Origin of the sequence: Psychrobacter sp. 1Y1, from assembly GCF_051847395.2 — a bacterium.
GTDB lineage: Bacteria > Pseudomonadota > Gammaproteobacteria > Pseudomonadales > Moraxellaceae > Psychrobacter.
Map to the genome: position 1 here is coordinate 975,373 of NZ_JBPYDF020000001.1, position 25,953 is coordinate 1,001,325.

Annotated in this window: 26 protein-coding genes; 20 read left to right on the forward strand and 6 right to left on the reverse strand. The window is 41.7% G+C overall.

All coding sequences use genetic code 11. The features are described 5' to 3' along the window. The first annotated feature begins 79 nt into the window (after positions 1 to 79). Both ACS8FA_RS18170 and rplQ read left to right on the forward strand, forming a co-directional pair. Positions 80 to 1,087 carry a DNA-directed RNA polymerase subunit alpha gene (locus tag ACS8FA_RS18170; protein ID WP_021813386.1) on the forward strand — a complete coding sequence of 336 codons (1,008 nt, stop codon included), beginning with the start codon at positions 80 to 82 and terminating at the stop codon, positions 1,085 to 1,087. 19 nt (positions 1,088 to 1,106) lie between these two features. Next, positions 1,107 to 1,466, forward strand: coding sequence for a 50S ribosomal protein L17 (rplQ, locus tag ACS8FA_RS18175; RefSeq protein WP_021813387.1), 360 nt, complete (start codon positions 1,107 to 1,109; stop codon positions 1,464 to 1,466). Positions 1,467 to 1,576: 110 nt separating this feature from the next. On the opposite strand, the gene ACS8FA_RS18180 is transcribed toward rplQ, so the two are convergent. Then, positions 1,577 to 2,197 carry an L-threonylcarbamoyladenylate synthase gene (locus ACS8FA_RS18180; RefSeq protein WP_439266387.1) on the reverse strand — a complete coding sequence of 207 codons (621 nt, stop codon included), beginning with the start codon at positions 2,195 to 2,197 and terminating at the stop codon, positions 1,577 to 1,579. A gap of 244 nt (positions 2,198 to 2,441) precedes the next feature. After that, positions 2,442 to 3,173, reverse strand: coding sequence for an elongation factor P hydroxylase (locus ACS8FA_RS18185; RefSeq protein WP_439266389.1), 732 nt, complete (start codon positions 3,171 to 3,173; stop codon positions 2,442 to 2,444). 181 nt (positions 3,174 to 3,354) lie between these two features. Between ACS8FA_RS18185 and ACS8FA_RS18190 the strand changes: the two genes are divergently transcribed. The 6 genes from ACS8FA_RS18190 (at position 3,355) to lysM (ending at position 7,867) form a co-directional block, all read left to right on the forward strand. Then, on the forward strand, positions 3,355 to 3,948 hold the full coding sequence (locus tag ACS8FA_RS18190; protein ID WP_102077932.1) for a YceD family protein: 594 nt from the start codon (positions 3,355 to 3,357) through the stop codon (positions 3,946 to 3,948). Positions 3,949 to 4,266: 318 nt separating this feature from the next. Beyond that, a complete protein-coding gene (gene rpmF / locus ACS8FA_RS18195; protein ID WP_057758809.1) occupies positions 4,267 to 4,449 on the forward strand; it encodes a 50S ribosomal protein L32 in 183 nt (60 codons plus the stop codon). A 425-nt stretch (positions 4,450 to 4,874) separates the two neighbouring features. Beyond that, complete coding sequence (fabD, locus tag ACS8FA_RS18200; RefSeq protein ID WP_191114795.1) at positions 4,875 to 5,843, forward strand: ACP S-malonyltransferase; 969 nt, start codon at positions 4,875 to 4,877, stop codon at positions 5,841 to 5,843. Beyond that, positions 5,840 to 6,568 carry a 3-oxoacyl-ACP reductase FabG gene (fabG, locus tag ACS8FA_RS18205; protein WP_057758813.1) on the forward strand — a complete coding sequence of 243 codons (729 nt, stop codon included), beginning with the start codon at positions 5,840 to 5,842 and terminating at the stop codon, positions 6,566 to 6,568. Before fabD ends, fabG begins: the two co-directional genes overlap by 4 nt. 270 nt (positions 6,569 to 6,838) lie before the next feature. Continuing rightward, positions 6,839 to 7,075 (forward strand): acyl carrier protein, encoded by a 237-nt coding sequence (acpP, locus tag ACS8FA_RS18210; RefSeq protein WP_057758815.1) that lies wholly within the window; start codon positions 6,839 to 6,841, stop codon positions 7,073 to 7,075. A gap of 282 nt (positions 7,076 to 7,357) precedes the next feature. Further along, complete coding sequence (gene lysM, locus ACS8FA_RS18215; protein WP_057758817.1) at positions 7,358 to 7,867, forward strand: peptidoglycan-binding protein LysM; 510 nt, start codon at positions 7,358 to 7,360, stop codon at positions 7,865 to 7,867. A 149-nt stretch (positions 7,868 to 8,016) separates the two neighbouring features. Here the strand turns inward: lysM and queG are convergent, their stop codons facing one another. Then, the gene (gene queG / locus ACS8FA_RS18220) at positions 8,017 to 9,174 is read right to left on the reverse strand and encodes a tRNA epoxyqueuosine(34) reductase QueG (protein ID WP_439266393.1); all 1,158 of its coding nucleotides are present in this window, start codon (positions 9,172 to 9,174) and stop codon (positions 8,017 to 8,019) included. A gap of 245 nt (positions 9,175 to 9,419) precedes the next feature. On the opposite strand from queG, the gene ACS8FA_RS18225 reads away from it, so the two are divergent. Further along, entirely contained in the window at positions 9,420 to 11,252 is a 1,833-nt protein-coding gene (locus ACS8FA_RS18225; protein ID WP_439266395.1) for an NAD(P)H-hydrate dehydratase, read from the forward strand. A 22-nt stretch (positions 11,253 to 11,274) separates the two neighbouring features. Here the strand turns inward: ACS8FA_RS18225 and ACS8FA_RS18230 are convergent, their stop codons facing one another. Next, positions 11,275 to 11,772: a DUF4124 domain-containing protein gene (locus tag ACS8FA_RS18230; RefSeq protein WP_102092528.1), complete on the reverse strand. Its 498-nt coding sequence runs from the start codon at positions 11,770 to 11,772 to the stop codon at positions 11,275 to 11,277. A gap of 990 nt (positions 11,773 to 12,762) precedes the next feature. Between ACS8FA_RS18230 and ACS8FA_RS18235 the strand changes: the two genes are divergently transcribed. The 8 genes from ACS8FA_RS18235 to ACS8FA_RS18270 all read left to right on the forward strand — a co-directional run bounded on the left by ACS8FA_RS18235 (position 12,763) and on the right by ACS8FA_RS18270 (position 20,550). Further along, positions 12,763 to 14,475 (forward strand): acetolactate synthase 3 large subunit, encoded by a 1,713-nt coding sequence (locus tag ACS8FA_RS18235; RefSeq protein WP_439266440.1) that lies wholly within the window; start codon positions 12,763 to 12,765, stop codon positions 14,473 to 14,475. Beyond that, on the forward strand, positions 14,475 to 14,972 hold the full coding sequence (ilvN, locus tag ACS8FA_RS18240) for an acetolactate synthase small subunit (RefSeq protein ID WP_057758828.1): 498 nt from the start codon (positions 14,475 to 14,477) through the stop codon (positions 14,970 to 14,972). The genes ACS8FA_RS18235 and ilvN overlap by 1 nt, the downstream gene beginning before the upstream one ends. A gap of 134 nt (positions 14,973 to 15,106) precedes the next feature. Beyond that, positions 15,107 to 16,123: a ketol-acid reductoisomerase gene (gene ilvC / locus ACS8FA_RS18245; RefSeq protein WP_101204856.1), complete on the forward strand. Its 1,017-nt coding sequence runs from the start codon at positions 15,107 to 15,109 to the stop codon at positions 16,121 to 16,123. A gap of 297 nt (positions 16,124 to 16,420) precedes the next feature. Then, complete coding sequence (locus ACS8FA_RS18250) at positions 16,421 to 16,852, forward strand: hypothetical protein (RefSeq protein WP_160022586.1); 432 nt, start codon at positions 16,421 to 16,423, stop codon at positions 16,850 to 16,852. 363 nt (positions 16,853 to 17,215) lie between these two features. Next, positions 17,216 to 17,428, forward strand: a complete 213-nt coding sequence (locus ACS8FA_RS18255) for a cold-shock protein (RefSeq protein WP_057758834.1) — start codon at positions 17,216 to 17,218, stop codon at positions 17,426 to 17,428. 267 nt (positions 17,429 to 17,695) lie between these two features. Then, the gene (locus ACS8FA_RS18260) at positions 17,696 to 18,265 is read left to right on the forward strand and encodes a DUF421 domain-containing protein (RefSeq protein ID WP_160022588.1); all 570 of its coding nucleotides are present in this window, start codon (positions 17,696 to 17,698) and stop codon (positions 18,263 to 18,265) included. A gap of 450 nt (positions 18,266 to 18,715) precedes the next feature. Next, positions 18,716 to 19,465, forward strand: coding sequence for an electron transfer flavoprotein subunit beta/FixA family protein (locus tag ACS8FA_RS18265; protein WP_160022590.1), 750 nt, complete (start codon positions 18,716 to 18,718; stop codon positions 19,463 to 19,465). Between the two features lie 152 nt (positions 19,466 to 19,617). After that, the gene (locus tag ACS8FA_RS18270; RefSeq protein ID WP_057758839.1) at positions 19,618 to 20,550 is read left to right on the forward strand and encodes an electron transfer flavoprotein subunit alpha/FixB family protein; all 933 of its coding nucleotides are present in this window, start codon (positions 19,618 to 19,620) and stop codon (positions 20,548 to 20,550) included. Between the two features lie 204 nt (positions 20,551 to 20,754). On the opposite strand, the gene ACS8FA_RS18275 is transcribed toward ACS8FA_RS18270, so the two are convergent. Together ACS8FA_RS18275 and ACS8FA_RS18280 are read right to left on the reverse strand one after the other, a co-directional pair. Beyond that, positions 20,755 to 21,549 carry a TrmH family RNA methyltransferase gene (locus tag ACS8FA_RS18275; RefSeq protein ID WP_439266400.1) on the reverse strand — a complete coding sequence of 265 codons (795 nt, stop codon included), beginning with the start codon at positions 21,547 to 21,549 and terminating at the stop codon, positions 20,755 to 20,757. A gap of 105 nt (positions 21,550 to 21,654) precedes the next feature. Beyond that, a complete protein-coding gene (locus ACS8FA_RS18280; RefSeq protein ID WP_439266402.1) occupies positions 21,655 to 22,638 on the reverse strand; it encodes a class 1 fructose-bisphosphatase in 984 nt (327 codons plus the stop codon). Positions 22,639 to 23,022: 384 nt separating this feature from the next. Here ACS8FA_RS18280 and ACS8FA_RS18285 point away from each other — a divergent pair, with 384 nt between their 5' ends. Genes ACS8FA_RS18285 through ACS8FA_RS18295 form a run of 3 tightly spaced genes read left to right on the forward strand, consistent with a single transcriptional unit; the run spans position 23,023 to position 25,907 of the window. Then, the gene (locus ACS8FA_RS18285) at positions 23,023 to 24,096 is read left to right on the forward strand and encodes an aspartate carbamoyltransferase catalytic subunit (RefSeq protein ID WP_071003207.1); all 1,074 of its coding nucleotides are present in this window, start codon (positions 23,023 to 23,025) and stop codon (positions 24,094 to 24,096) included. A 58-nt stretch (positions 24,097 to 24,154) separates the two neighbouring features. Further along, positions 24,155 to 25,366 carry a dihydroorotase gene (locus ACS8FA_RS18290; protein WP_179799546.1) on the forward strand — a complete coding sequence of 404 codons (1,212 nt, stop codon included), beginning with the start codon at positions 24,155 to 24,157 and terminating at the stop codon, positions 25,364 to 25,366. Next, positions 25,359 to 25,907 (forward strand): DUF2127 domain-containing protein, encoded by a 549-nt coding sequence (locus ACS8FA_RS18295; protein WP_439266404.1) that lies wholly within the window; start codon positions 25,359 to 25,361, stop codon positions 25,905 to 25,907. Before ACS8FA_RS18290 ends, ACS8FA_RS18295 begins: the two co-directional genes overlap by 8 nt. Positions 25,908 to 25,953 lie beyond the last annotated feature (46 nt).

Genomic DNA, 25,953 nt, shown 5'->3' on the forward strand with positions numbered 1-25,953 from the left:
GACGTAATGCTCAATGTTATGAAAATGGCATTGAGCAATTAACGTTAATTAAACCAGTTTAATAAATCGAGGTGACATCATGATGCTAAATGCAACTGAGTTTCTAACGCCGAATGCCATTAATGTGGATACGGTTAACGAAACGATTGCGAAAGTCACGCTCGAACCGTTAGAACGCGGCTTTGGGCATACCCTAGGTAATGCTCTGCGTCGCATCTTGTTATCTTCATTACCTGGTGCTGCAGTCATTGAAGCTGAGATTGATGGTGTTGACCATGAATACTCAACGCTTGAAGGCCTGCAAGAAGACGTACTTGATTTGCTTTTGAACCTAAAAGGCTTAGCAATTACGCTTCATGACCAAAATGAAGTATTTTTGACCTTGGATAAACAAGGTCCAGGCACTATTACTGCTGCAGACATCGCGTTGCCGCACAATGTTGACATCATCAATCCAGAATTGGTCTTGGGTACATTGAGCGATCGTGGTCATCTTAAGATGCGTTTGCGTGTAGTGATGGGTCGTGGATATGAGCCAGCAAACCAGCGCCGTGAAGATGGTGATACTAAAGCAATTGGACGCTTAAAGCTTGATGCAAGTTTTAGTCCTGTGCTTCGTGTTGCTTATCAGGTTGAGAACGCTCGTGTAGAGCAGCGTACTGATCTTGATCGTCTTATCATTGAGCTTGAAACTAATGGCACTATAGATCCAGAAGAAGCAATTCGTAAAGCAGCCACTATTTTACAACAACAGATTTCTATCTTTGTTGACCTAGAAGCTGAAGAAGCGCCTGAGCCTGTGAAAGAGAAAGAAGAGGTTGATCCGGTGCTATTACGCCCTGTGGACGATCTTGAACTAACGGTTCGCTCAGCCAACTGCTTGAAAGCTGAAAACATTTACTATATCGGTGATTTGGTACAGCGTTCAGAGACTGAACTTCTAAAAACCCCAAATCTTGGTAAGAAATCATTGACAGAAATCAAGGACGTATTAGCGTCTAAAGATTTAGAGCTCGGTATGCGCCTAGATAACTGGCCACCAGCTGATTTACGTGTTGATGATCGCTTTTCTTATCGTAGCCGTTAAACTTTAAGGATTTTTGACTATGCGCCATCGTAAGAGTGGAGTCAAGCTGGGTCGTACCGGCAGTCATCGTAAGGCAATGTTTCAGAACATGACTAACTCATTATTTGAGCATGAACTGATCAAAACAACTTTACCAAAAGCTAAAGAACTACGTCGCGTTGCCGAGCCATTGATCACTATGGCTAAAGAAGACAGCGTTGCTAACCGTCGTTTAGCATTCAGCCGTATGCGTAGCAAAGCTATGGTAGGCAAATTATTTGGCACGTTAGGTCCTCGTTACCAGACGCGTCCAGGTGGTTATTTGCGTATCGTAAAATGCGGTTACCGTGATGGTGACAATGCGCCAATGGCTTATGTAGAATTGGTTGATCGTGACTAGTTTTACACCTAAGACATATTTCATAAAAAAGCTCCAATGCAATTGGAGCTTTTTTTTGTCTTAAATTTGACTAAATATACTAGTAGCTGTTTAAAGCAATAATTAGCTGCTTAGAGTAATAACGAATCGACATTGGCCGCACCTTGTCTGATAACTTCAGGAACGCTGCTAGTCATATCCACGATAGTAGTAAGCTTAGTTGTCTTTATACCTGCATTGATGAGACCGTCGATTTGATTGCCTAGCAAATCTTCAATCTCAAATGGGTCATCCAAAATATCTTCTCGATTAGGCAAAATCAGTGAGCTGGTTAAGATAGGTTCATCCATCGCTTCTAACAATGCTTGAGCAATAGGGTTACTAGGTACACGGATACCAATGGTTTTTTTCTTTGCATGCGCCAGTTTTTTCGGTACGTCTTTGGTGGCAGTAAGAATAAAAGTAATTGGGGCAGGGGTGTGGGCTTTCAGCTGTTTAAATTGTACATTATCAACTGTTGCATAATTGGCAATTTCGCTTAGGTCGCGGCACAGTAGTGTAAATTGATGCTTATCATCGAGTTCACGGATTTGCTTAAGCTTAGCTAGGGCATCCTTTGCTCCCAAACGGCAACCAAAAGCGTAACTGGTATCCGTTGGGTAAATGATTAATTGATCTCTGCGCAATAGGTCAGCGGCTTGCTCAATGAGACGTGGCTGCGGATTATCGGGATGAATATAGAAGACTTCCATAATGGTTCCTTATTTTATAATTATTGGTTTTTAATTGAGACAAATTTTTCATTAATTAGATGTGGTTCAATCACTGGATATATTAGAAAAATTATTCTAGAACTAAAGCAGATCGATATCTTCAAAATACTACTTCAGTTATCAGTATAGCTCAAAGTAGATATAAGTTTAGTGGCAAGGCGTTACCAACCGTAGAAAATCGTTAATAAGTAGGAACGCTTAGTAATTTAAACTAAGCGCTGATCTAAGATGAAGAAGTGCAAGCGCTAAGTAACGCAGTTAGTAAAGTCTTAGCGTCACGCGGCAGAGTATGAGGTTTGGCTATATAGCTTTGGACTTGCTGATAGACATCAATAGCAAAGGTGCTACTACTAGTGTCGAAGTCGGCAAACAAGTTATCTTGTGAGACTTGGAAATTTCGTCCACACGCCAAGGTGAATAGACACTCTAATGCTTGAGGTTTGATTTCTACACGCTCAAATGCTTGCTGCTGCGCCGCTGATCGTCCATCTGGAGCATACCAGTAACCAAAGTCAGATAGTTGTCTACGAGCGTCACTAGCTACGCACCAATGACTGATTTCATGTAAAGCACTGGCAAAAAAGCCATGAGCGAATTCAATTCTGGCAGGCTTATCATTTTGAGCTGGAAAATACTCGGGTTCATCATTGCTACGAGCCAATATAACTTGCTGATTAGCGAACAAAGTATTAAATAGCTGTATGAGCCAATCGGTAGCTACTCGTTCGCCATCAACTATCAATTTTGCTGTGTGAGTATTGTCAAATCGAGTAATAGACAACTCTTGCCACTGACTCCTTAATTCGTTTAAATACTCACCTTTATCAAGATGCAGTTTGTTGTTGGCTGAATTTTCAGTATGACTCCCTAACTGAATAAGATGTTGTAGTAACGAACTTGCTTCAGTAGGAGAAAGTAAATCAGAAAAATTAATTTTATTATCGGATAGATTCATAGAGAAGACATTGACTTAATAAATACTAAAGACAAAAAACTTTAGGTAAAAGATAAGTAGTAAAAGAGCTTAAACAAATTTACTATCAAAAAATCTTAACATACTAGCGCTAGCAGAATATGGCACTTTCCGTTAGTATGGCAGGCAATATTATACACCGTTTTTATGAATGAGGCCGCGCATGTCAAGCACTCCAGAAACTAAACCGTCAGCACCTCACGCTGACAATAAAAAAGCGCCTGTATCTACTGGCATGCCTGAGCACATCTCTTTAGATAAGTGGGCAGACACTGGTTATGAATGGTCAGGAGAGGTCAAACCAAGCTCGTTTGATCGTCTGGCTACTACTCTGAGCACTGAACATGAGCAGTCAGATATACAGCTCAACGCTAACTTGTATCGTCGCAACAACGTCTTGCATTTAGCATTTACTTTGACAGGTGATGTTTGGTTAACTTGTCAGCGCTGTTTACAACCAATCGCTATAGACTTGTCTGATGATTATGACATCGCGCTACTCGAAAACGATAGTCAGGTTCGCCTAGTTAAAGATGAACAAGATTATTTATTACTGGATGAAATCGTCACTGAGCAATCTCCAGAGCGTCTGTTACCATTTAAAAAGTTGGTAGAAGACGAGATCTTGCTCAAAACGCCTATGGCACCAAAGCATGACGATTGTGAGATGTCTGTTGAGCAGTTTGGCGAGATACCAGAAGAAGAGGAAGGTGAAAATCCTTTTGCTGCTTTAGCCTCGCTAAAGGGCAAGCTATAAGCACCAAAATTATCTACTCAATGCATTTTAAAAGCCTTTTATCAGCTTTGTACAGAAGAGTGCGAGGCAGGGCTTTATTAATTTAATAAACATGCGTATAATGTCCGGTTTATTGCATTCGAGCAACCTGTTGCTTGCTGATAGAAACTGACTGGGTAAATTTTTTATAAAATTCAGCCTTGGTCAGTGCTTTATGTGAGTGGCAATCTATTTAACTAATGATGCTTAAGACTTAGGTTGTTGTGATTATATAGCCTCTGTCAGTATCGACTTAAGCTGAATTTCAAGCTTATCCCTTTTAAGTATAGGAGCTATATCATGGCTGTTCAAAAAAGTCGTAAAAGCCGTTCTCGTCGTGACATGCGCCGTTCACATCACCGTATGGAAATTGCTGAACTAAGCGTAGATGCTACTACTGGTGAAAAACATCGTCGTCATCACATGACTAAAGATGGTTTCTACCGTGGTCGTCAACTGTTCAAAGTCAGCCAAGACGCCTAAGACATTGGCTCTATGATAGCTTAGGCGAAGATGATAATAGTACTGGTGACTATTATTGTTTTTGCCTAGCTATTATTAGTCAATAAGCTTTGAGCTAAAAAAAGCCAAGTTATTTCGCTATCATATATTATGTGGCTGGATAACTTGGCTTTTTGTTATTTATAACTAGACTTATTGCTTAATTCGCTTGTTATTTTTGGTAGATTCAAAAATGTACTGATATAATCTGCTCCTTTAATTTGAGCAGCGTTACTCTTGCTGTTTGGTTTGCATCCGCTATGATAATAGTGTCTGTCAGTGTATAGTTTACTGACAATCCGTTTTCTTGCATAAATACTTGAAGTAGCGGCTTTGTATAACATCTAATAATATAATACACCCCATTGTTTTTAGGGATATTTCTAATCAGATAAGGAATATTGGTTATGGCTTCTGTACCCGATATGGTAAAAAAGCAACCCGCTCGTATCGCGGTCATTTTTCCTGGACAAGGATCTCAAGCAGTCGCAATGACGAGCGAGCTTGCTGAAATCTATCCAGAGATACGTGATACATTTACCGAAGCGAGTGATGCGCTTGGTGAGGATTTGTGGGCAATCTGTCAGGACGAAGAAAAACTCAATCAAACCCAATATACTCAGCCTGCGCTTTTGACAGCTAGTATTGCTATTTGGCGTGTTCTACAACAAAAAATAGAAGAGACGCCTTGTTATTTAGCTGGTCACTCTTTGGGCGAGTACAGTGCCCTGTGTGCTGCCAATGTGATATCGCTGGGTGATGCAGTCACTTTAGTACATAAGCGCGGTCAGTTGATGCAAGAGGCCGTTGTAGGTGTTGATACTGCTATGGCTGCAGTATTAGGACTAGAAGATAACCGAGTCGAAAACTTGTGTGAGCAAGCAACCGAACATGTCGAAGATGCAGTAGTCGGTGCAGCCAACTTTAATAGTCCAGGACAAGTGGTTATCTCGGGTAACGCTGCTGGTGTCAATGCTGTTATTGATAAAGTCAAAAATACTGGCAAAAAATCTGTTCCTCTAAAAGTGAGTGTGCCGTCTCATTGCGCACTTATGGAACCTGCCAGCAATGCATTGGCTGAAATACTAGCGGGTATCAAGTTTGATCAGGCAACCATTCCTGTTATACAAAATCGTTATGCACGCGTTGAAACCAGTGCGGTCGGTATCAAGCAAGCATTGACCGAACAGCTGAGCGAGCCAGTACTGTGGTCAAAAACCATGCAAGAGTTAGCTGACAAGCAAATCAATATCTTAATCGAATGTGGCAGTGGTAATGTACTGAGCAATTTGGCGAAGCGTCAGGCGCAGCCAATCGCAAGCTATCCTACTGACAAGCCTGCCCGTCTAGAAAAATTATTAGAGGTGTTATCATGAGCCGTACGATTACATTAGTGACTGGCGCTAGCCGAGGTATTGGCAAAGCAGTGGCCAAACGTTTTGCCAAAGAAGGACATTTTGTTATTGGAACTGCGACCACTGAAAAGGGCGCTGAGCTTATCGATGACTACCTTCATGATACTGGTGGTATTGGTCGTGTTTTAGACGTACGTGATACTGCTCAAATTGACAAACTGTTTGAAGAGATTGAAAGCGTCTATGGTGCGGTACAAGTATTGGTTAACAATGCAGGTATCACTCAAGATGGCCTACTGATGCGCATGAAAGATGAAGATTGGGAAAATGTCATCGATACCAATCTGACATCGGTATATCGCATGAGCAAACGTGCTGTACGCGGTATGATGAAAGCACGCCGTGGCCGTATTATCAACATTACCTCTGTCGTCGCTCAAATGGGCAATGCGGGCCAATCTAACTATGCGGCGACCAAAGCTGGCGTAGAAGGGTTTAGCCGTACGCTTGCACGTGAGATTGGTTCACGCCAAGTGACCATCAACTGCGTGGCACCAGGCTTGATCGAAACGGATATGACAGATGAGCTTGATGAGCGCCTATTGAACTCTATGTTAGATGCTGTACCTATTAGCCGTCTTGGTCAGCCAGAAGATATCGCTGCAGCGGTACACTTCTTGGCTAGCGATGAGGCCAGCTATATCACAGGTGCTGTCATTCCTGTCAATGGTGGCATGTATATGTAGTCAATATACGAGCGTTACATAGTTATAATAAAAAACTGTGTGAACGAGTGTAAACTATAATAAAGGGTGCTATAATGACGGATACTTTTGAGTCAAAGCCCTGTATGATAACAGGGCTTTATTAGACATCAGACAAACTGTATAACATGTCATAGAGTACTCAGACAGCATTGCTGGTCTGGCAAACGCATTTTATATACCATGCTATAGCGTTAAATAAGGCGATATAGCAGTTTATTAAAAATAATAGATGATAACGGAGTGATCTACATGAGTAATGATATCGAGCTAAGAGTAAAAGCAGCAGTGGCTGAGCAACTAGGTATGAACGTTGAAGACATCAACAACGATGCTTCATTCATGGAAGACCTAGGTGCAGATTCTTTAGACCTAGTTGAATTGGTTATGTCATTTGAAAGTGATTTTGGTATCACTATTCCTGATGAAGATTCTGCAGAACTGACTACTGTTCAAAAAGCAATCGATTACGTACAAGCCCAACTATAATTTGCTACTTATTTAGCAGATTTATAATGCCGCTTATCTGATTAGATAGGCGGTTTTTTTATGGGCGCGTGATTGTTATTTTTAAATGTAGTAATCGAATTTAACATTGACTACGTCAATTCAACATTATTCAACATACTATTACTATCTACATCGACTCACTTTATCTATACTCGTAATGGTAAGTCGTAGAAAAAGATGCCAGTTAGACATTCAAAATATTGTTTGATTGCGCATTTCATTAAAAGAATGACAAATAATAATATTTCAAGGAGTAGATATATGGGTATGTTTAGCTTTGCAAAAGATATCGGTGATAAGATTTTTAATCGTGATGACGAAAAGCATGATGCTAAGACAGAAACGAAAGCAGATGCTAATACACCAGTACAAAGCAGTGAGCCTAGTGCACAATCAGTTGCTAACATTCTGTTGCGTCGTATTCAGCAACAGAACCTAAATATCAGTAATTTAAAAATCAAGTATAACGGTTCTACAGATACGGCAGAAATTAGCGGTAATGCTAAGACTCAAGCCGATCGTGAAAAAGCGATTATTGCTATTGGTAACGTACAAAATGTTGCTAAGGTCATTGATAATATCGATATCGAAGAAGATGCACCTGAATCTACAATGTATACGGTAAAATCTGGTGACAGTTTATCTAAAATCGCTAAAGAAGTTTATGGTTCATCTGGCGATTATATGAAGATATTCGAAGCAAACAAACCAATGTTATCTGATCCAGATAAAATCTATCCAGGTCAAGTACTACGCATTCCTAAGCCATAATTCTAGAAGAAGCGTATAGAAAAATAATATTTTAAATATGACATTCTAATCAAAAAAGCCTCTTATTATTAAGAGGCTTTTTTATACTGCAAACTTCAAATAACCACTTAGTCTCAGTGATATTCGTTTGATAGTCATAAATTAATTAGCTAATTGGTTGAGTCTAGCTTATTGTGCTGCTCAATTAGGGCCCATTCAATATGCTCATCTAGCATGTCATTATGTAAGGTCAATTTAGATTTTAACTGTTCGACTACTTCTAAGCTGGCATTAGCATTGCCAAGGCCGATAGCGATATTACGTAAAAAATTCACATAGCCGGTGCGTCTTAGCGGACTACCTTGAGTGTTCTTCATGAAGTCGGCTTCTTGCCACTGCCATAGTTCAAGCAAGCTACTATTATCCAATCCATGCCTTGGTGCGAAGTCATCAACGGTAGTCAGACTGGCATAACGATTCCATGGACAGATTAACTGGCAATCATCACAGCCAAAGACCCGATTGCCAATCGCGCGTCGATATTTGGTGTCGATGACACCATCGTGCTCGATAGTTAAATAAGAGATACAAGCAGAGGCGTTGAGCTCGTGGGGCGCTACAATTGCTTGAGTAGGGCATATGTCAATACAAGCACTACAACTACCGCAATGCTCCTTGACTGGTTTGTCATCGGGTAGCTCAAGGCTCAAAAATAGCTCACCGAGCACAAAAAATGAGCCAGCTTGCTTATTTATAAGTAATGTATGTTTACCTGTCCAACCGAGACCTGCTGCATCTGCAATCGGCCGCTCAAAGATAGGTGCCGAATCGCTAAAAGGTCTAAACACAAACTCTTTCTCTGAACCGATATCCAAATGTTGCCATTCAGGAAGCATTGTTTCGATCTTCAAAGCCAATTGCTTTAAACGACTACGCATCGTTTTATGGTAGTCACGCCCTCTTGCATAACGCGCGATGATGCCTTTATTGGGATGATAATTATCAGTGACAGCACGCGGCGTCGGTGATTGAGTTAGATAATCCATACGTACGCTGATGATGGTCTTTGCGCCTTCGACTAGCTGATCAGGATGAGCGCGCAGATCATGGTTGTTATGCATAAACTGCAGTTGACCTTCATAACCTTTATCTAGCCACTTTTTTAGCTGTTCAATCTGCTTAGTAAACAAAGGATGATGCACAGATAGGAAACCACAATCAGCAAATCCTAGTGCCTGTGCTTGTGCTGTAATCCACTGCTTAACATCAGCTGTGGTTGTAAATACAGTTGGATTGGTAATGGTGATTTTGTTTTTATCAGTAGGCATAGATAGTAGGTGCTTATTAGATGGTTTTCTCGTTTGTTTTAATCAGATTATTCATATCTGACAATCAGAGATAATGTAAATACGGCTATGATAAGCCAGTGAGCAATGAGTGCAAGTATAAAAGAAAATAAACTCATATTCATATTGATACATAAGCCGCCGTAAGCTTTTGCTAAGCTGATATGAGAAATGAGCAACCAAATTTAGATAAAATAAAAAATGAGTAGAAACACCAAGGATAAGTTATGAGAAATAATACCAATTTATCACCTATAAAAAATACAAAACCTATTGCGCTATATAATAGTGAGCAGGTTTATGCGATGGAGCAGGCTTGGTTTGCAGAGGGATACGATAGTTTTGGTTTGATGAAACAAGCCGCTTGGCAAATGACACAGCAAATAGAACAGGTTTATGAGCGAAAAAACGTCAGTGCCAGCCATTCTACCAACACTAACATTTATCACTGTAGTGCTCATCCACGTCGAGCAAGTATCTGGGTAGGGAAAGGTAACAATGGTGGTGATGGCTGGCTCATTGCTCATTATTTACAGCAAGCTGGCTGGCAAGTAGAAGTAATAACGGTTGGTTTTAGTAAAGATGATTTGATTATCGATGATCAATCAGTCACTTCTAAAAATCCTAACAATGAAGACAGTGACAGTGGGAATATAGCGGACGCGACAAAGGCATTACGAATAGCCCTAGCTAGCAGTTGTCACTATCAACGGTTTGAAGATATTGTTAATCATGATGATGCGGATAAAATAAACTTGCTAGCTGATGTTTATATCGATGCATTATTTGGTATTGGCTTAGATCGTGCACCAGAGGGAGCCTACAAAGCAGCTATTAAAGCTTTTAACAACGTTACTCAACAAAATCACGCACTGGCAATAGCAGTTGATATTCCGAGTGGGTTAGTGGCCTCTACTGGTGAAGTGTTCGAGCGCATAGCAATACAAGCTGACGTGACTCTATGTTTTATTGCGCGTAAGTTTGGTCTGCATACTAAAGATGGTACAGACTATAGCGGAGACATAGTCGATATACCGTTGATACCTTATAAAAAGGCGTGTCAGAAAACAGCTAGCCATCACACGATAGCTGAGAAAAATGCCATTCAAGCATTTACGCCAGTTGCTACGCTGCTGACGGCTGCACATAGTATGAAGTCACGTCGCCAAAACAGCTACAAAGGCAGCTATGGTCATGTGCTAGTCATTGGTGGAAATCGTGTTGATGGCTCACAAGGTATGGGCGGTGCTGCCATACTGTCTGCGGCCAGTACGATGGCGACAGGTGCCGGTAAAATAACGGTTGCCTGCCATGAGGCATTTCATGGGTCGTTACTGACCTCATTGCCAGATGCGATGACTATTAATCTATATGACGCAAGTGGCGTAAAAGATTTAATAAAGCAGGCTAGTGTTGTTGCTATTGGGATGGGGTTGGGCCGTGACGATAAAGCTAAAGCATTATTTATTGATTATGTACAGGCTGCTATAGAGAATGAAAAATCAATCGTGATCGATGCTGATGGTCTTTATCACTTGGCATCACTGCACGTGGGTAATCATGAGCTAATAACAGAGCTACGAGAATACAGTACGAATCATCGGGTTTGCTTGACGCCGCATAGGGGGGAAGCAGCTAGATTACTTGATAAAAAGATAAGTGAGATTGAGTCCAATAGACTGCAAGCTATAAAACAGTGCACTGCAACATATGGTGGTGACTGGGTGTTAAAAGGGGCAGGATCTTTAGTACTAGAAAAAGAAATGGGAAAAGAAAAAGTATATGTCTGTAATGTGGGTAATGCTGGTATGGCAACCGCTGGCATGGGAGATGTGCTATCTGGGGTGACCGCGGGACTATTGGCACAGCAAGACTTATCAGCAGAGGCACGTAGCTTACATCAAGCAGTTCTTATACATGGGTTTGCAGGAGATGTATTAGTAAATCAAAGGAATAGCGATTATAGTGACAATAATACATTACTAGTGGGACAACGAGGGCTACAAGCTCAAGATATGCCAGCAGCCATTCGTCACGTCATGCAGCTTATGATAGTTTGAGATTTGCTTTCAAGAGGTCTGGTTAGGTAGAAGGGTTGGAGCAATACTGAGTAATCGCTTGCTGTACGCGCTCGCGCTTAAGCTCAATCTCACGACCATCTAAATATTGACGTTTACCGTTGGCATCCATCTCATAGATACGGCCGCCTACATTCAGGTTGGTCAAGTTATTACGCAATGATTGGCAGCGCTGAGCATTAGCCTGAGCTTCTTGTTCTTTAATACGTGCTTCAAGTGCTGCTACTCGCTGTTCTTCTGCAGTTTGAGCATTGCTGCTCTGGTTGGGATCTGTTTTTCCTGCCATTTGTCCTGCGTTGTTCTGTCTACCGTCACTACGAAACTCAATCAGTTCGATATTTTTACCGACTTGCGGCGCATGTTGGCTATATTTTACTTCACCGTGTGCCCCAATGGATTTATAAACTTGAATAGCCTGACTGGCATTCATGGACAGCATTAGCATACACGCAGTACTCATCAACAGTTTGGCAGCGGTATTTATCTTAAACGCATATGCCATAGTAGCAATCCTCTTATTTAATAAAAATCAAATGTATATGGGTATAAATATAACACTTGAACATTTTATTGGTAGTAATAATGTATCGACTATCGATTCTAGCAAATAATACTTATCAATGTATATTATTTAATAACTAATAGTTTGGGATAGGCTTTAGAAGTTTTTCTTGACAATAACTCGTAAACCATCGAATATAATAGCAGTTGATTGGTCAGTGAGCGGCTTTTACGATGTTGCCGTGGCACTTGAGAAAGAAAACGACGAGTTACTTATCGGTAGCTTATGCAGTTTTATTTCCTTTGTGATAATGATATAGCAAGCGTAGTGGCAAAACGACCACTATTGATAGCGATACATTGTCTCCGGACTTATCTGTCTACAATGACTAAGATAAACTTATTATTTGAAATGTGCTAAATGTGTTTTTAGCAGTTGTATCAAAAGCGATATAGTACGCCGTTGAGAGATTTCCCCAAAGCCTATTGTAAGTTCTAAAGATCTTATAATTTAGCATTGGTTATGAAGTTTTTTTGCTTGTGTATATCGATGCATCTGTACAAATAAAGTCACACGAATAAAGTCACAATAGGTACTTGTTAGTATCGAATCTCAATAATAAGCGCCTTCTTTTATAGATGCACTCGCATCTTGTCACTGTATATCGATAAACATCCATCACAAAGCTGACCTAAAATACACTGCTATGTTTGATTAGTATTGTCCTATGAGACAGTGTTAATTAAACTTATTAGGCAGATATTCTTGATATGGACAAGAATTAGCGATCATTCAGTAAGTAAAAATAACGACGGTAAGTAATTATTTTTGCTCATAGAATCCCGCAAATTCTCGCCGCAAAAAAAGGTGATGACAGTGACGCAAACCACGCAAAGTCCGAACATGACGGGACATACCCAAACGGGTAATGCCGCCAAAAATTTTGAACAAAAGCAACAACGTCTTGCAGAAGGTAGTGCACAGCCTGTGATGCTATCGGGCGCTGAAATGCTGGTGCAAGCACTGACTGACGAAGGTGTCGAATACATCTTTGGCTATCCAGGTGGCGCGGTCTTACACATTTATGATGCGCTGTTTCAGCAAGAAAATATTGAGCACATCTTAGTACGTCACGAGCAAGCAGCGGGCCACATGGCCGATGCTTATTCGCGAGTCACTGGCAACACGGGTGTTGTATTAGCAACATCAGGCCCTGGTGCGACCAATACCGTGACAGCTATTGCTACTGCCTTTATGGATTCTGTACCAATGGTTGTAATCGCAGGTCAGGTGCCAAGCAGCCTAATCGGTGAAGATGCTTTCCAAGAAACAGATATGGTAGGTGTATCACGTCCTATCGTTAAGCATAGCTTCCAAGTACGTCATGCTAGCGAAATTCCAATGATTGTGAAAAAGGCATTTTATATTGCCCAGACTGGTCGCCCAGGCCCTGTCGTCATTGATGTGCCAAAAGACATGACTGCGCCTAGCGAAAAATTCGCTTATGAATATCCAGAAGAAGTATTTATACGCTCGTATCAGCCGTCACTCAAAGGTCATAGTGGTCAAATCAAAAAAGCCATTGAAACGCTATTAGCAGCGCAGCGTCCAGTTGTATATGCAGGCGGCGGTGTGATTTGGAGCAATGCGCACGAAGAGTTAACAGATCTTGCACATCGTCTGAATTTACCAGTGACCAACACCTTGATGGGTCTTGGTACGTTCCCTGGCTCTGATCGTCAGTTCTTAGGTATGCTTGGCATGCACGGTACTTACGAAGCCAATATGAGTATGCACCATGCTGATGTGATTTTGGCCGTCGGCGCGCGTTTCGATGATCGTGTGACCAACAACGTTAAAAAATTCTGCCCTAACGCAACCATCATTCATATCGATATCGATCCTGCTTCGATCTCAAAAACGATTCTTGCGCACATTCCTATCGTAGGCGATGTGAAGTCAGTCTTAACGGACATGCTAGAGATTGTTGGTCAAGACAAGCAGTTAGAGCAGCACGCATTGCTCGATTGGTGGTCACAAATCAATGAGTGGCGTAAGCGTCATGGCTTACGTTATGACACCAGCACAGATAATGGCATTAAGCCACAAAGTGTCGTACAAGCTCTAGATAAAGTGACTAACAGTAACGCTATTATCACAAGTGACGTCGGTCAGCATCAGATGTTTGCGGCACTTTACTATACTTACAATGAGCCACGTCAATGGCTGAATTCAGGTGGTCTTGGTACCATGGGTGTTGGTCTGCCGTATGCAATGGCTGCCAAACTTGCCAATCCTGAGCGTGATGTGGTTTGTATTACTGGTGAAGGCTCTATTCAGATGAATATCCAAGAGCTATCAACCTGCTTGCAATATAACTTACCAGTTAAAATTCTGAACATTAACAATGCGCAGCTTGGTATGGTGAAGCAGTGGCAAGATATGCTTTATGAAGGTCGTCATGCCCAGTCTTATATGAACTCCTTACCAGATTTTGCCAAATTGGCTGAAAGTTATGGTCATGTCGGTATCAAAATTACTGACCCTGCGACTATGGAAGCACAATTGGCTGAAGCAATGGCGATGAAAGACAAACTGGTATTTATCGATGTTTACGTCGATCGTAATGAGCATGTATATCCAATGCAAATCGCTGGACAGGCCATGCGTGATATGTGGTTAACAAAAGGGGAGCGTACCTAATGCAACAACAACATCTGATTTCGGTATTGATGGAAAACGAAGCGGGTTCGTTGTCGCGGTTAGTCGGCTTGTTCTCGCAACGTGGCTACAATATCGAAACTTTGAACGTCGCGCCTACTGATGATCCAAGTATTTCACGTCTAACAGTTACGACCATTACGTCACCTGAAAGAATTGAGCAGATCACCAAACAATTGCATAAATTGATTGAAGTGGTTAAAGTGCTTAATCTGACAGAGAACGTACACGTTGAGCGTGAATTGATGCTCATTAAAGTCCGTGCAACGGGCGGTGTTCGTGAAGAGATCAAACGTAGCGCAGACATTTTCCGCGCACAAATCGTCGATGTAAATTCGAATTTATATACGATTCAAATCGTGGGTGACAAAGCCAAACTTGATGGTTTTATCGATGTGATTGGCCGTGAGCGCATTATGGAAGTGGTTCGCTCAGGTGTGATTGGTATTGCCCGCGGTGAAAAAACCCTAAGCATTTAATTGTTTATCAAAACCAGTTTAAACCAATATTTATTTATCTAATCAACAAAGCGCTTATCTTAGTTATTATATTGACTACAGCATAAGCGCTTACTATCCATGGCAAGCCATGATTGAGAACAAGGACTCTATTTATGAACGTTTATTATGACAAAGATTGTGACCTATCTATTATCCAAGGTAAAAAAGTTGCCATTATCGGTTACGGTTCACAAGGCCATGCACACGCGCTCAACCTACAAGATTCAGACGTCGATGTAACTGTTGGTCTACGTGCAAACTCAAGCTCATGGAAAAAAGCTGAAAATGCTGGCCTAAAAGTTGCTGAAGTAGAAGAAGCGGTAAAAGCTGCTGACGTTATCATGATTTTGACGCCTGATGAGTTCCAAAAAGAGCTTTATAATGATGTAATCGAGCCAAACATCAAAGAAGGCGCTACACTAGCTTTTGCTCACGGTTTTGCAATCCATTACAACCAAGTTGTCCCACGTGGCGATCTTGATGTCATCATGGTTGCACCAAAAGCACCAGGTCATACTGTACGTTCAGAGTTCGCTAAAGGCGGCGGTATCCCTGATCTTATCGCTATCTATCAAGACGCTTCTGGTCAAGCCAAACAGTTAGCATTATCGTATGCTGCAGGCGTTGGTGGTGGTCGTTCAGGCATCATCGAAACAACGTTCAAAGATGAGACTGAAACGGATCTATTCGGTGAGCAAGCGGTTCTTTGTGGTGGCGCAGTAGAGCTAGTTAAAATGGGCTTTGAGACACTAACAGAAGCGGGCTATGCACCAGAAATGGCTTATTTCGAATGTCTACATGAGCTAAAGCTTATCGTTGACTTGATGTATGAAGGCGGCATCGCTGACATGAACTACTCAATCAGTAACAACGCTGAATACGGCGAATATGTTACTGGCCCTGAAGTTATCAATGAGCAGTCACGTGAAGCTATGCGTAATGCACTAAAACGCATCCAGTCTGGTGAATACGCGAAGATGTTCATCTCTGAAGGCGCAACCAACTATCCATCAATGACTGCGCGTCGTCGTAACAACGCTGATCATCAAATCGAAATCACTGGTGCTAAGCTACGTGGCATGATGCCGTGGATTGGTGGTAACAAAATCATCGATAAAGACAAAAACTAAGTTTTATACAAATGAAAATCTTATTCAGATAAAAATCTGATTTAGATGAAGTAGCCCGTGTTATCACTTGATAGCATGGGTTTTTTTATGCAAAGTATTTGATAGATACTTTTCGCTTTGATTTGAATCTGGGTTATCAGTTGAAAACCAGTAATTGCTGCCCAATATAAGCAGGCACCTTAACATTGGCCAAAGCGCCTTTGCGATTAACATCCGTCATTGTTCTTACCCGTTTCTAAGTATTCGAAGCGGGCGGATGCTTCATTCTCACTTTCTATAGATAATAGGTTGTATGCTGTGCAAATATCTTATGCAGACTGGCTAACGCCGCAATTCGTATATATTACTCTTAGCGCTGTGGTAGCAGTTTTAATTTGGATAGAAGGGGAAATGCTCAAACAGACCGATGGTAAACTGCCTCAATCTAAATTCTTCAAAGTCAGTTCATTGTTAGATACTCTATGGTTCTTCATATCAGTGGTGATTTTATACGTTATTGATTTGACCCCATTAGCTATCGCAGTGCCTGCTGCATATGGCATATACACGACCTTTGGCTGGATATATGGTACCAAGCTACTGAAGCGTAAAGGTATCCCTGACTCTCCTAAAGACTTGGTCATTCCAGCCAAGTATATTGCCTATAGTCAGTCATTTTCATTGGTGTTTTTTGCGTTATGTTTGCTTGTATTGAGTTCAGCATGGCTACCAACATCACCATTGCAGTGATTGATATTCCAACCTACTATCATCTATGTCGACTTATTTAATTAGTGGTTTACTAATGAAGTTGTAGTACATCTATAAATAAAAACTATTTTATATCAATAAGATATAGAACTGATTACTATCGATGTTAGCTTGCAACAATGGTTAGTATTTATTTACAAAAATCAGCAATTTAGACTGTTCCTACCATAGAAAACTGTTATAATCAGACTGTACTCAAAATATTTGAGGCAAAAAATTCAAATTTTCTTTAAGAACATTTAGCATTTTTGGCCGCCGCATTTAGCAAAAAATATTAGGGTATATATCAATTAATCGGTGATGACACAAGTCTCGCCAACAGTTAAAGAGTCAGGAAAATTTATGTCAGATAAAGTTGAAGGCACTGTAAAGTGGTTTAATGAAGCTAAAGGTTTTGGTTTTATCGCTCAAGACAACGGCGGACAAGACGTATTCGCTCACTACAGCGCTATCCAAGGTAACGGTTTCAAAACTCTAGCCGAAGGCCAAAAAGTGTCTTTCATCTTAGGTGATGGCAAAAAAGGCCCACAAGCTGAGCAAATCGAAGCTATCTAATCTCATTTATTATTAGGTTAACTGCTTGTCAGTAAACTTAATGACAATAAGATTATCAATATGCATTGATTACTTTGTTTGTTAAAACAATAAAAATACTGTATCGACTTTAAAAAGAAGCAACCTCTTATCAGGTTGCTTTTTTTATGGGACTTTTTTGATATGACAAAGTGTTCTTTAGATAAATTGCTATTGATTTTGACAGTTAACATCATCAGGTAATAACGAACAATAATTTAATAAAGATGTAATAGATAAGGTTGTATTATGAAGTGGGAAAACTGGCTTTCAATTGACTGGCAACAAGTACTCGGGATTTCTTTATCTGCTATAGGCTTTTACGTAGGATTGATGCTGTTTACTCGATTGATGGGTTTACGCAGTTTTTCCAAGTTATCAAGCCATGATTTTGCCATGACCGTTGGTATTGGTAGTATATTAGCGTCGACAGTGTTGTCAGATAAGCCTTCTCTACTTCAAGGATTGTTTGCTGTTGCGGTGCTATTCTTGATACAGGGTGTTATTTCAATTATCAGACGCAAAATAAAACCGCTAAAAGCTTTGATAGACAATCAAGCTATTATCCTAATGGCTCATGGTGAATATTTAGAAGACAACTTAAAAGAAGCCAATCTTAGTACCAGCGATGTGCAGGAAGTGCTACGTAAAAATGGTATCAAAGCGAAAACAGAAGTGTTTGCGGTGATTATGGAGACGACAGGTGATATGAGTGTCATCAAAAGTAACGATGTTGAACCTGACTGGTCTTTATTTGACGATATACGAGATAGCGAATTATTGCTTGGCGCTAGTAAGAATAGTAAGTCGCAGGTCTAGCTTGCCTAACTATTCTCATCCGTTAACTTCAAAGAGATAAATAATAACAAAATATTAAGTAAACCTAAGGTTTAGAATGCTATAAAGGGTATGAGCATTTTGAGCTGTTGAACCATAAAAATCTTGAAACGATGCGCTTATAGAGTATTTATTATAGAGTGTTGACAAATTTATGACGCATTATTCACGGCGTTGTCTTGACCTTATCTGCCTGCTGACGCAAGATACATAGGTCTGATAATAACGGTCGGCTTAGCTTTAGCAGATTTCATTAGTAAGAGATACAATGCTAATATGCTCTTAGGTATTGGCTCATCTTTCTTAGTTAACTATATTCTGTTGATGTAGTAATAACCTTGAGCAGTATTTTGAACGACAATTTGAACCACAACGAACCTTTGGTTCTTAACTGACAATTTTTAACTCATAACATTAATAAACGAGGAACGTATGAAAGCATTAGTAGCGGTCAAGCGTGTCATTGATTATAACGTAAAAGTTCGTGTAAAAGCCGACAACTCTGGCGTTGACTTATCAAACACTAAAATGTCAATTAACCCTTTTGATGAAATCGCAGTAGAAGAAGCGGTTCGTCTAAAAGAAGCTGGCATCATTGATGAGATCATTGTTGCTTCAATCGGTCCAAAAGAGTCACAAGAGCAGATTCGTGCAGCCCTAGCGCTAGGTGCTGACCGTGGTGTATTAGTTGTAAGTGACGAAAAACCATATCCTTTACAAGTTGCTAAGATTCTAAAAAGTATCGCCGAAGCTGAAAGCACTGATATTATCTTATTAGGTAAGCAAGCGATTGATGATGACAACAACCAAACTGGTCAGATGCTAGCGGCATTGATGGGTATCGGTCAGGGTACGTTTGCATCAGAAGTAAAAGTTGAAGGCGACAAAGTAAACGTAACGCGTGAAATCGATGGCGGCCTACAAACTGTTGCTCTTGATTTGCCAGCGGTTATCACGACTGATCTACGTTTGAATGAGCCACGTTACGCTAAATTGCCTAACATCATGAAAGCGAAGAAAAAGCCACTTGATGAGAAAACGCCAGCAGATTTCGGTGTTGATATGACATCTAAGCAAGAAATTATTAAAGTCGTGCCACCTGCTGACCGTAAAGCTGGTATTACAGTAGGGTCAGTTGATGAGTTGGTCGATAAGCTAAGAAACGAAGCAAAAGTCATTTAATTTTTTAATGATTGGATACTTCGCTACGGCATATCCTGTACAAGGCTAAGAATTTGACTGCTTTATTTCATACTAAATGATAGTTGCTCAAATAGCTTTGTACACAAACAACCGCATGAATAGATAATACGAATATATAAAGGACTAAAACCATGGCAATTTTGGTATATGCAGAACATGACAATGCCAGTCTAAAAAAGGCAACTTTAAACACGATCGCTGCTGCTAAACAAATGGGTGATGATATCCATGTATTGGTTGCAGGTAGTGGTAGCCAAGCTGTTGCTGATGAAGCGGCAAAAGCAGAAGGCGTGACTAAAGTACTATTGGCTGACAATGCTGCTTATGAGCATCAATTGGCAGGCAACGTGGCGCTATTGGTTGCTGATATCGCTGGTGATTACAGCCATATCCTAGCGGCTGCGACCACGACTGGCAAAAACTTTATGCCACGCGTTGCTGCGTTACTTGACGTAAGCATGTTGTCTGAAATCTCAGGTGTGGTAGATGCTCAAACGTTTGAGCGTCCTATCTATGCAGGTAATGCGACAGCGACAGTAAAAACAACAGAAGACAAAGTGGTACTAACAGTACGTACCACTGCGTTTGACCCAGTGGCAAGCGAAGGCGGTTCAGCTACTGTTGAAACTATCGACAACGTACAAGAAACTGGTAAAGCTAGCTTCGTTAACGAAGAAATGGCTAAGTCTGATCGTCCAGAATTGACATCAGCTGGTATTGTTGTTTCTGGTGGTCGTGCATTGGCAAACGGTGAAAACTTCACCAAATACATTGAGCCATTGGCTGACAAGCTAGGCGCCGCTGTTGGTGCATCACGTGCTGCTGTTGACGCAGGATATGTACCAAACGATATGCAGGTCGGTCAAACGGGTAAAATCGTTGCACCGCAGCTATATATCGCAGCTGGTATCTCAGGCGCGATTCAGCATTTGGCTGGTATGAAAGATTCTAAAGTCATCGTTGCTATTAACAATGACCCAGAAGCACCTATCGCTAGCGTTGCTGACTACTTCTTAGAAGCTGATTTGTTCGAAGCATTGCCTGAGCTTACTAGTAAGGTTTAATGTAGTCACAGAACTACTAAATGGCTACGGCGTTACCCTCCTTAGATGTACTACTTGTACAATCTGCAGTTGGCTGCCTTGTATTCGTTTTAGAATTCTCTGACTATATCAGTAGTAGACAGATAATAAAAAACCCACTATCAATTGGTAGTGGGTTTTTTTATGCTTGATAGGTAGGGTTTTAATAGCAGGTATAAATGGACGCTAAGAGTATTGTCTTTGACGTAAGGTTTCATACAGACATAAAGAGCCTGCAATCGCTACATTTAAGCTCTCTTGACCATTTGGCTGCGGTAAGGCTATCGGCGTGGCACATTGCATTAGCTCATCGCTAACGCCTTGACCTTCATGCCCCATAACCCAAGCCACAGGCGCAGATAAGTCGTGCTCGTAGATGATAGTGTCTGTATGTGAGCTAGTCGCCAAAAGCGGCACTTGTACGTGATCCAAAATATCTTGCGTACTCAAGCCTTCATAAATAGTCAGTGCAAACTGTGCACCCATACCTGCTCGTAGCGTCTTAGGAGACCACGCTTGAGCGGTCGCACTGGTACATAGAATATTGCGGATACCGACGGCTGCTGCTGTACGTAGCAGCGTACCAACATTTCCGCTATCCTGCACGTCGTTCAAGATTAAGCAGTCCTCATCGATCATCGATAGGCTAGGCGTTGGCACTTTGATCACTGCCATGATATCGATGCCAGTACCTAAGCTACGAATACTCTCATAAAGTGCGTCTGACAAAGTAAGAATAGGCGTATAAGTGGGCAGGCGAGTCAATACCTGCCGAACTTCAGGGTGACTACGCGCTGACTCAGACAGTAGTATTTGGGCGAAAGGATAATCACTACGCAGCGCAGCATCTATCAAATGGACGCCTTCTATGACTGTCTGACCGTTCTTTTTACGCTGGCGTGCTTGGGACAACAGTGCTTTTACAAGCTTCACTGTTGTGTTCTTATCTGAGGTAATCAGCTCGGTGGGATTTAATACCATAGTGGATCGCTTAGAGAAGAGTAAAGGAGTCGTTTAGATAACCAGTAAAATGTCTATTATTGATTTAGCATTCTGCTGGCTGTTCTTAACAGGCGTGCAAATCAATTATTTTTCAGAATAATTGACGTGTAAATCTTTCACGTAATTGACTTCGTTTTTGCTACCGAGCACCACAGGAACACGCTGATGGATATCAGTCGGTTCGATATCTAAGATACGATTGACAGCATCTGTCGCACCGCCACCCGCGCGCTCAATCAATAAGCTCATTGGGTTGGCTTCATACATCAAGCGTAATTTACCCGCTTTATGAGCATATTTGGTATCAAACGGATAAGTGAACAGACCACCGCGGCATAAGATGCGATGGACGTCACCAACCATGGCGGCTACCCAGCGTGTATTAAAATCACGTCCACGTACCCCAGTCTCGCCAGCGATTAACTCATCAATGTACTGTTGCATCGGTGCACGCCAGTAACGATAATTTGAGCTATTGATAGCATATTCGCTCGTATCGGCATCGATTTGAACATTGTCTTCTATCAGTACATAGTCAGATGTCTCTGGGTCTAGGCTAAACATCACAACTTTATCAGCGATGGTTAGCGCTAGGACAGTAGAGGTACCATATAGTAGATAACCGGCTGCTAGCTGTTTGTTACCTGCCTGTAGATAGTCGCTGTTTTCACTGGTTTGACCTTGACGCTCGTACGGCAGAACAGAAAAAATCGTACCTACTGCCATATTGATATCAATATTTGATGAGCCATCTAGTGGGTCAAACAAAACCAATAGACTGCCATCGTTATTGGCAGGATTAGCGTCATCAAGCTCTTCTGATGCAACGCCGGCACAATGGGTATTCTTTGCCAATGCATCTAGCAGTAAGTCATTGGCCAGTACGTCTAGTTTTTTCTGATCTTCGCCTTGGACGTTTTGATTGCCAGCCTCGCCTAAAATATCTGCCAGAGCACCTTTTCTAAGTAGTTGTGAGATGGTTTTACCAACATTAGTGACCGTGGTAATTACGTCGTTGAGTGCAGGACTAGAGGCATGTTGGTTTAGATAATCTGCTAAGGTCGTCATAAAGCTTCCTAATAGAGGGTATGGAAAGTAAAAAATGGATGGTCTTAGAGTCAGGCCATAGGCGGCATTTGGCACACCTTAAATGGGTGGATTTTTAAATAGCTTATACGGTATCTTTGTCCTGACTACAAAATCGGCTACACTATATCTATTGTTATTCATTTATAGATTTGTCAGAATTATTCTCTATGAGAATATAGCATGTCTATTTACGCTTTCTGATTGTCTGCTGAGGCGGTTTTGGTCGAATTTGATTACGGTAAATTGTAGCAAATAAGCGTCAAAATGTCCTCGTCTCTGTGCCTATCGGTGCTAAATGATTGAACAAAGATGAATAAGCGATTACGACAGACTCATATAAACCCACAATAAAGACTCGTCATTATGTCAAATTCTCTCGATAGTAGCGCTACCCAACCAGTCTCACCGACTGATTATGCAAAATTTGATCCCAATACAATTCATCAAAGACTCAATACCTCACTGAGTCGTCCGCAGCTCAACACCGATGGCAGTATCAGGCATTTCTTGGGTGTTGAAGGTCTTAATAAAGCACAGCTCAAAGCTATTATCGCAAAAGCAGAGACTTTCTTTGATGAAAACGGGCAGCTCATCAATCGTCCTGAGTTAGATGGCTATACGGTCATGAATTTGTTCTTTGAACCATCGACTCGTACCCGGACGACTTTTGAAGTAGCAGAAAAACGCTTGGGTGCTAATGTACTCAATATCGATATCGAACGCTCTAGTACCAAAAAAGGCGAGAGTCTACGCGATACCTTGTGGAATCTACAGGCGATGACCGCAGATATTTTTGTAGTTCGACATTCAGCATCAGGCGCTGCGCATTTTATGGCGACAGAGGTCACTCCTGATATTGCCATTATCAATGGCGGGGATGGCTGGCATGCACACCCCACGCAAGGGATGCTCGACATGTTGACCATTCACCGTGAGGCACCGCGTCCATTTGAAGAGCTGTCTATCGCAATCGTTGGTGATATTAAGCACTCACGCGTCGCCCGTTCTGATATTAGCGCCTTGCAAACCCTAGGTGTGACAGATATCCGTGTGTGTGCGCCGCGTACTTTATTGCCGAAAGGTATTGAGCGTTTTGGCGTAAAAGTATATGAAAATATGGATGAGTGTGTCACTGATTGTGATGTGATTATGGGATTAAGAATACAAAATGAGCGTATCGGTTCGCCGCTATTGGCATCGTCAAGTGAATACTATAAGCATTATGGGATCACGCCAGAGCGAGTCGCTCTTGCCAAACCTGATGCATTAGTCATGCATCCAGGTCCAATGAATCGCGGTGTTGAGATTGCCTCTAGTGTGGCTGATGGCGCACAATCTGTCATCTTAAAGCAGGTAAATAATGGTATTGCCATACGTATGGCAGTCTTATCGCTTGCGATGGAAGGCCAGCGCGCTCACCAAGCGGCTGGTAAGTAACAGCCGGCCGCGCGACTTATTCTCATTTATTTCATTTTATTGATACGGTAATAACGTTATGTCTACCATGCTTAATACGGATGCACCCATTCTTGACCATTTACCAAAAGCATTTAAAGATGCATTGCCGCAAACTGCAACAGAAAAACTATCTACACTCGATTCTGACCGTGAGATGTGGTTATTACCACCACTAGTAGATCTATGCGCGCGTTTACGCGAGCCAGGCCAGCAGCAACATGGTACGCTAAAATCAGAAGGCAGCGCTGCTCGTGGTAATGGCTTTTTGCATGTAGTGACGCCGCCTGATACCAATCCTATTTTAGAAAATGGTTCACTTTTGAAAGGTTTACGTGAGCGCGCCTTGAGTGATGGCGGAATTTACTTGCATATTTTGGGTGCATTGACCACAGGATTAGAGGGCGAACGACCGTCTAATATTGCAGGGCTTAAAAAGGGCGGCTGTATCGCAGTATCCAATGCGCGTAGACCTTTTCGCAATGACTTAGTATTGCTGCGTACACTAGAATACGCGGCGACTTTTGGCATGAAAGTATTCTTTTATCCTGATGAGCCAAGTCTGTCTGGAGACGGCGTAGCACATGAGGGCTATATTGCTTCTTATCATGGTCTGCAAGGGATTCCTTGGATTGCGGAAACTGTTGCGTTGTCTACGCAGCTACTGATGGTTGAAGAGACTGGAATCGCTGCTCATTTTAGCCAGTTATCATGTAAGTCTTCGATTGAGCTTATGCGCTGGGCAAAAGACAAAGGTCTGCCAGTGACTTGTGACGTTGCGATGCATCAGCTTTACTTAACCGATGATAACTTGGAAGGCTTCAATGCTCAGGCATATGTGTTGCCACCGCTACGTAGTAATACTGACCAGCAGGCAATCCGCCGTGGATTAAAAGATGGCACTATCGATGCCATCTGTAGTCATCACGAGCCACTGAATAGTACCGCCAAAAAAGCACCGTTTGCTGAGAGTACGCCAGGTATCTCAAACTTCGATACGTTTATGGCGCTGGCTTGTCAGCTGGTCAATGATGAGGTATTAACACTCTCGCAACTGGTAGATAAAATCTGCCTGAATCCTGCAAAAATCGCAGGTATTAGCGAGCAGTATGAAGCGATCGGCGGTGCAGTATTAGTCGATCCTAACCTTGAATGGCAAGTGACCGCGCAATCTATGCTATCGAGTGGTAAGAACACGCCATTTTTCAATCAGCAGTTGCAAGGACGTGTTGTGGAGACATTCTTTGGCTAATTTGCCCCAACAGGATGACCGTCTGCCGCCATCCTCGAAGGATAAAGGGGGTACCATGAATGGTCAGCAAGAAAAATCGCGCAGTACGGCGAGTGAGTCTATCAAAGCAGTGGCCATTTATGAGGTAGTAAAAGGTATTGGTGCGTTACTAGGAGCAGGGGCATTATGGTGGTGGCATACCAATCTTGAGCATTGGCTAACGACCGCAACGGTTACTTGGCAGCGCAGCTTCGGTCATCTGCTTGCCCCGCAAATCGATAGTGCCGTACGTATTGCTCAGCAAGCAAGTAAAAACTGGCCGATGTTTTTATTATTGATATTTGCTTACGCCAGTTTGCGCTTCCTCGAAGCCTATGGCTTATGGCATGACAAAACATGGGCGTATTGGTTTGGGGTATTAGGCTACGGGGTATTTATTCCTATAGAAATCTACTATCTGATCGTTAGCCCATTTGACTGGTTTAAGCTTGGGATACTGGTTTCTAATCTGCTCATTATTATTGTGGTTTATCGCAATATGAAACGAAAGGGCTTGATATAACGTTTAAATTTAAGTCAAAAAATCCAGCATAAGACAAGTATCTGAT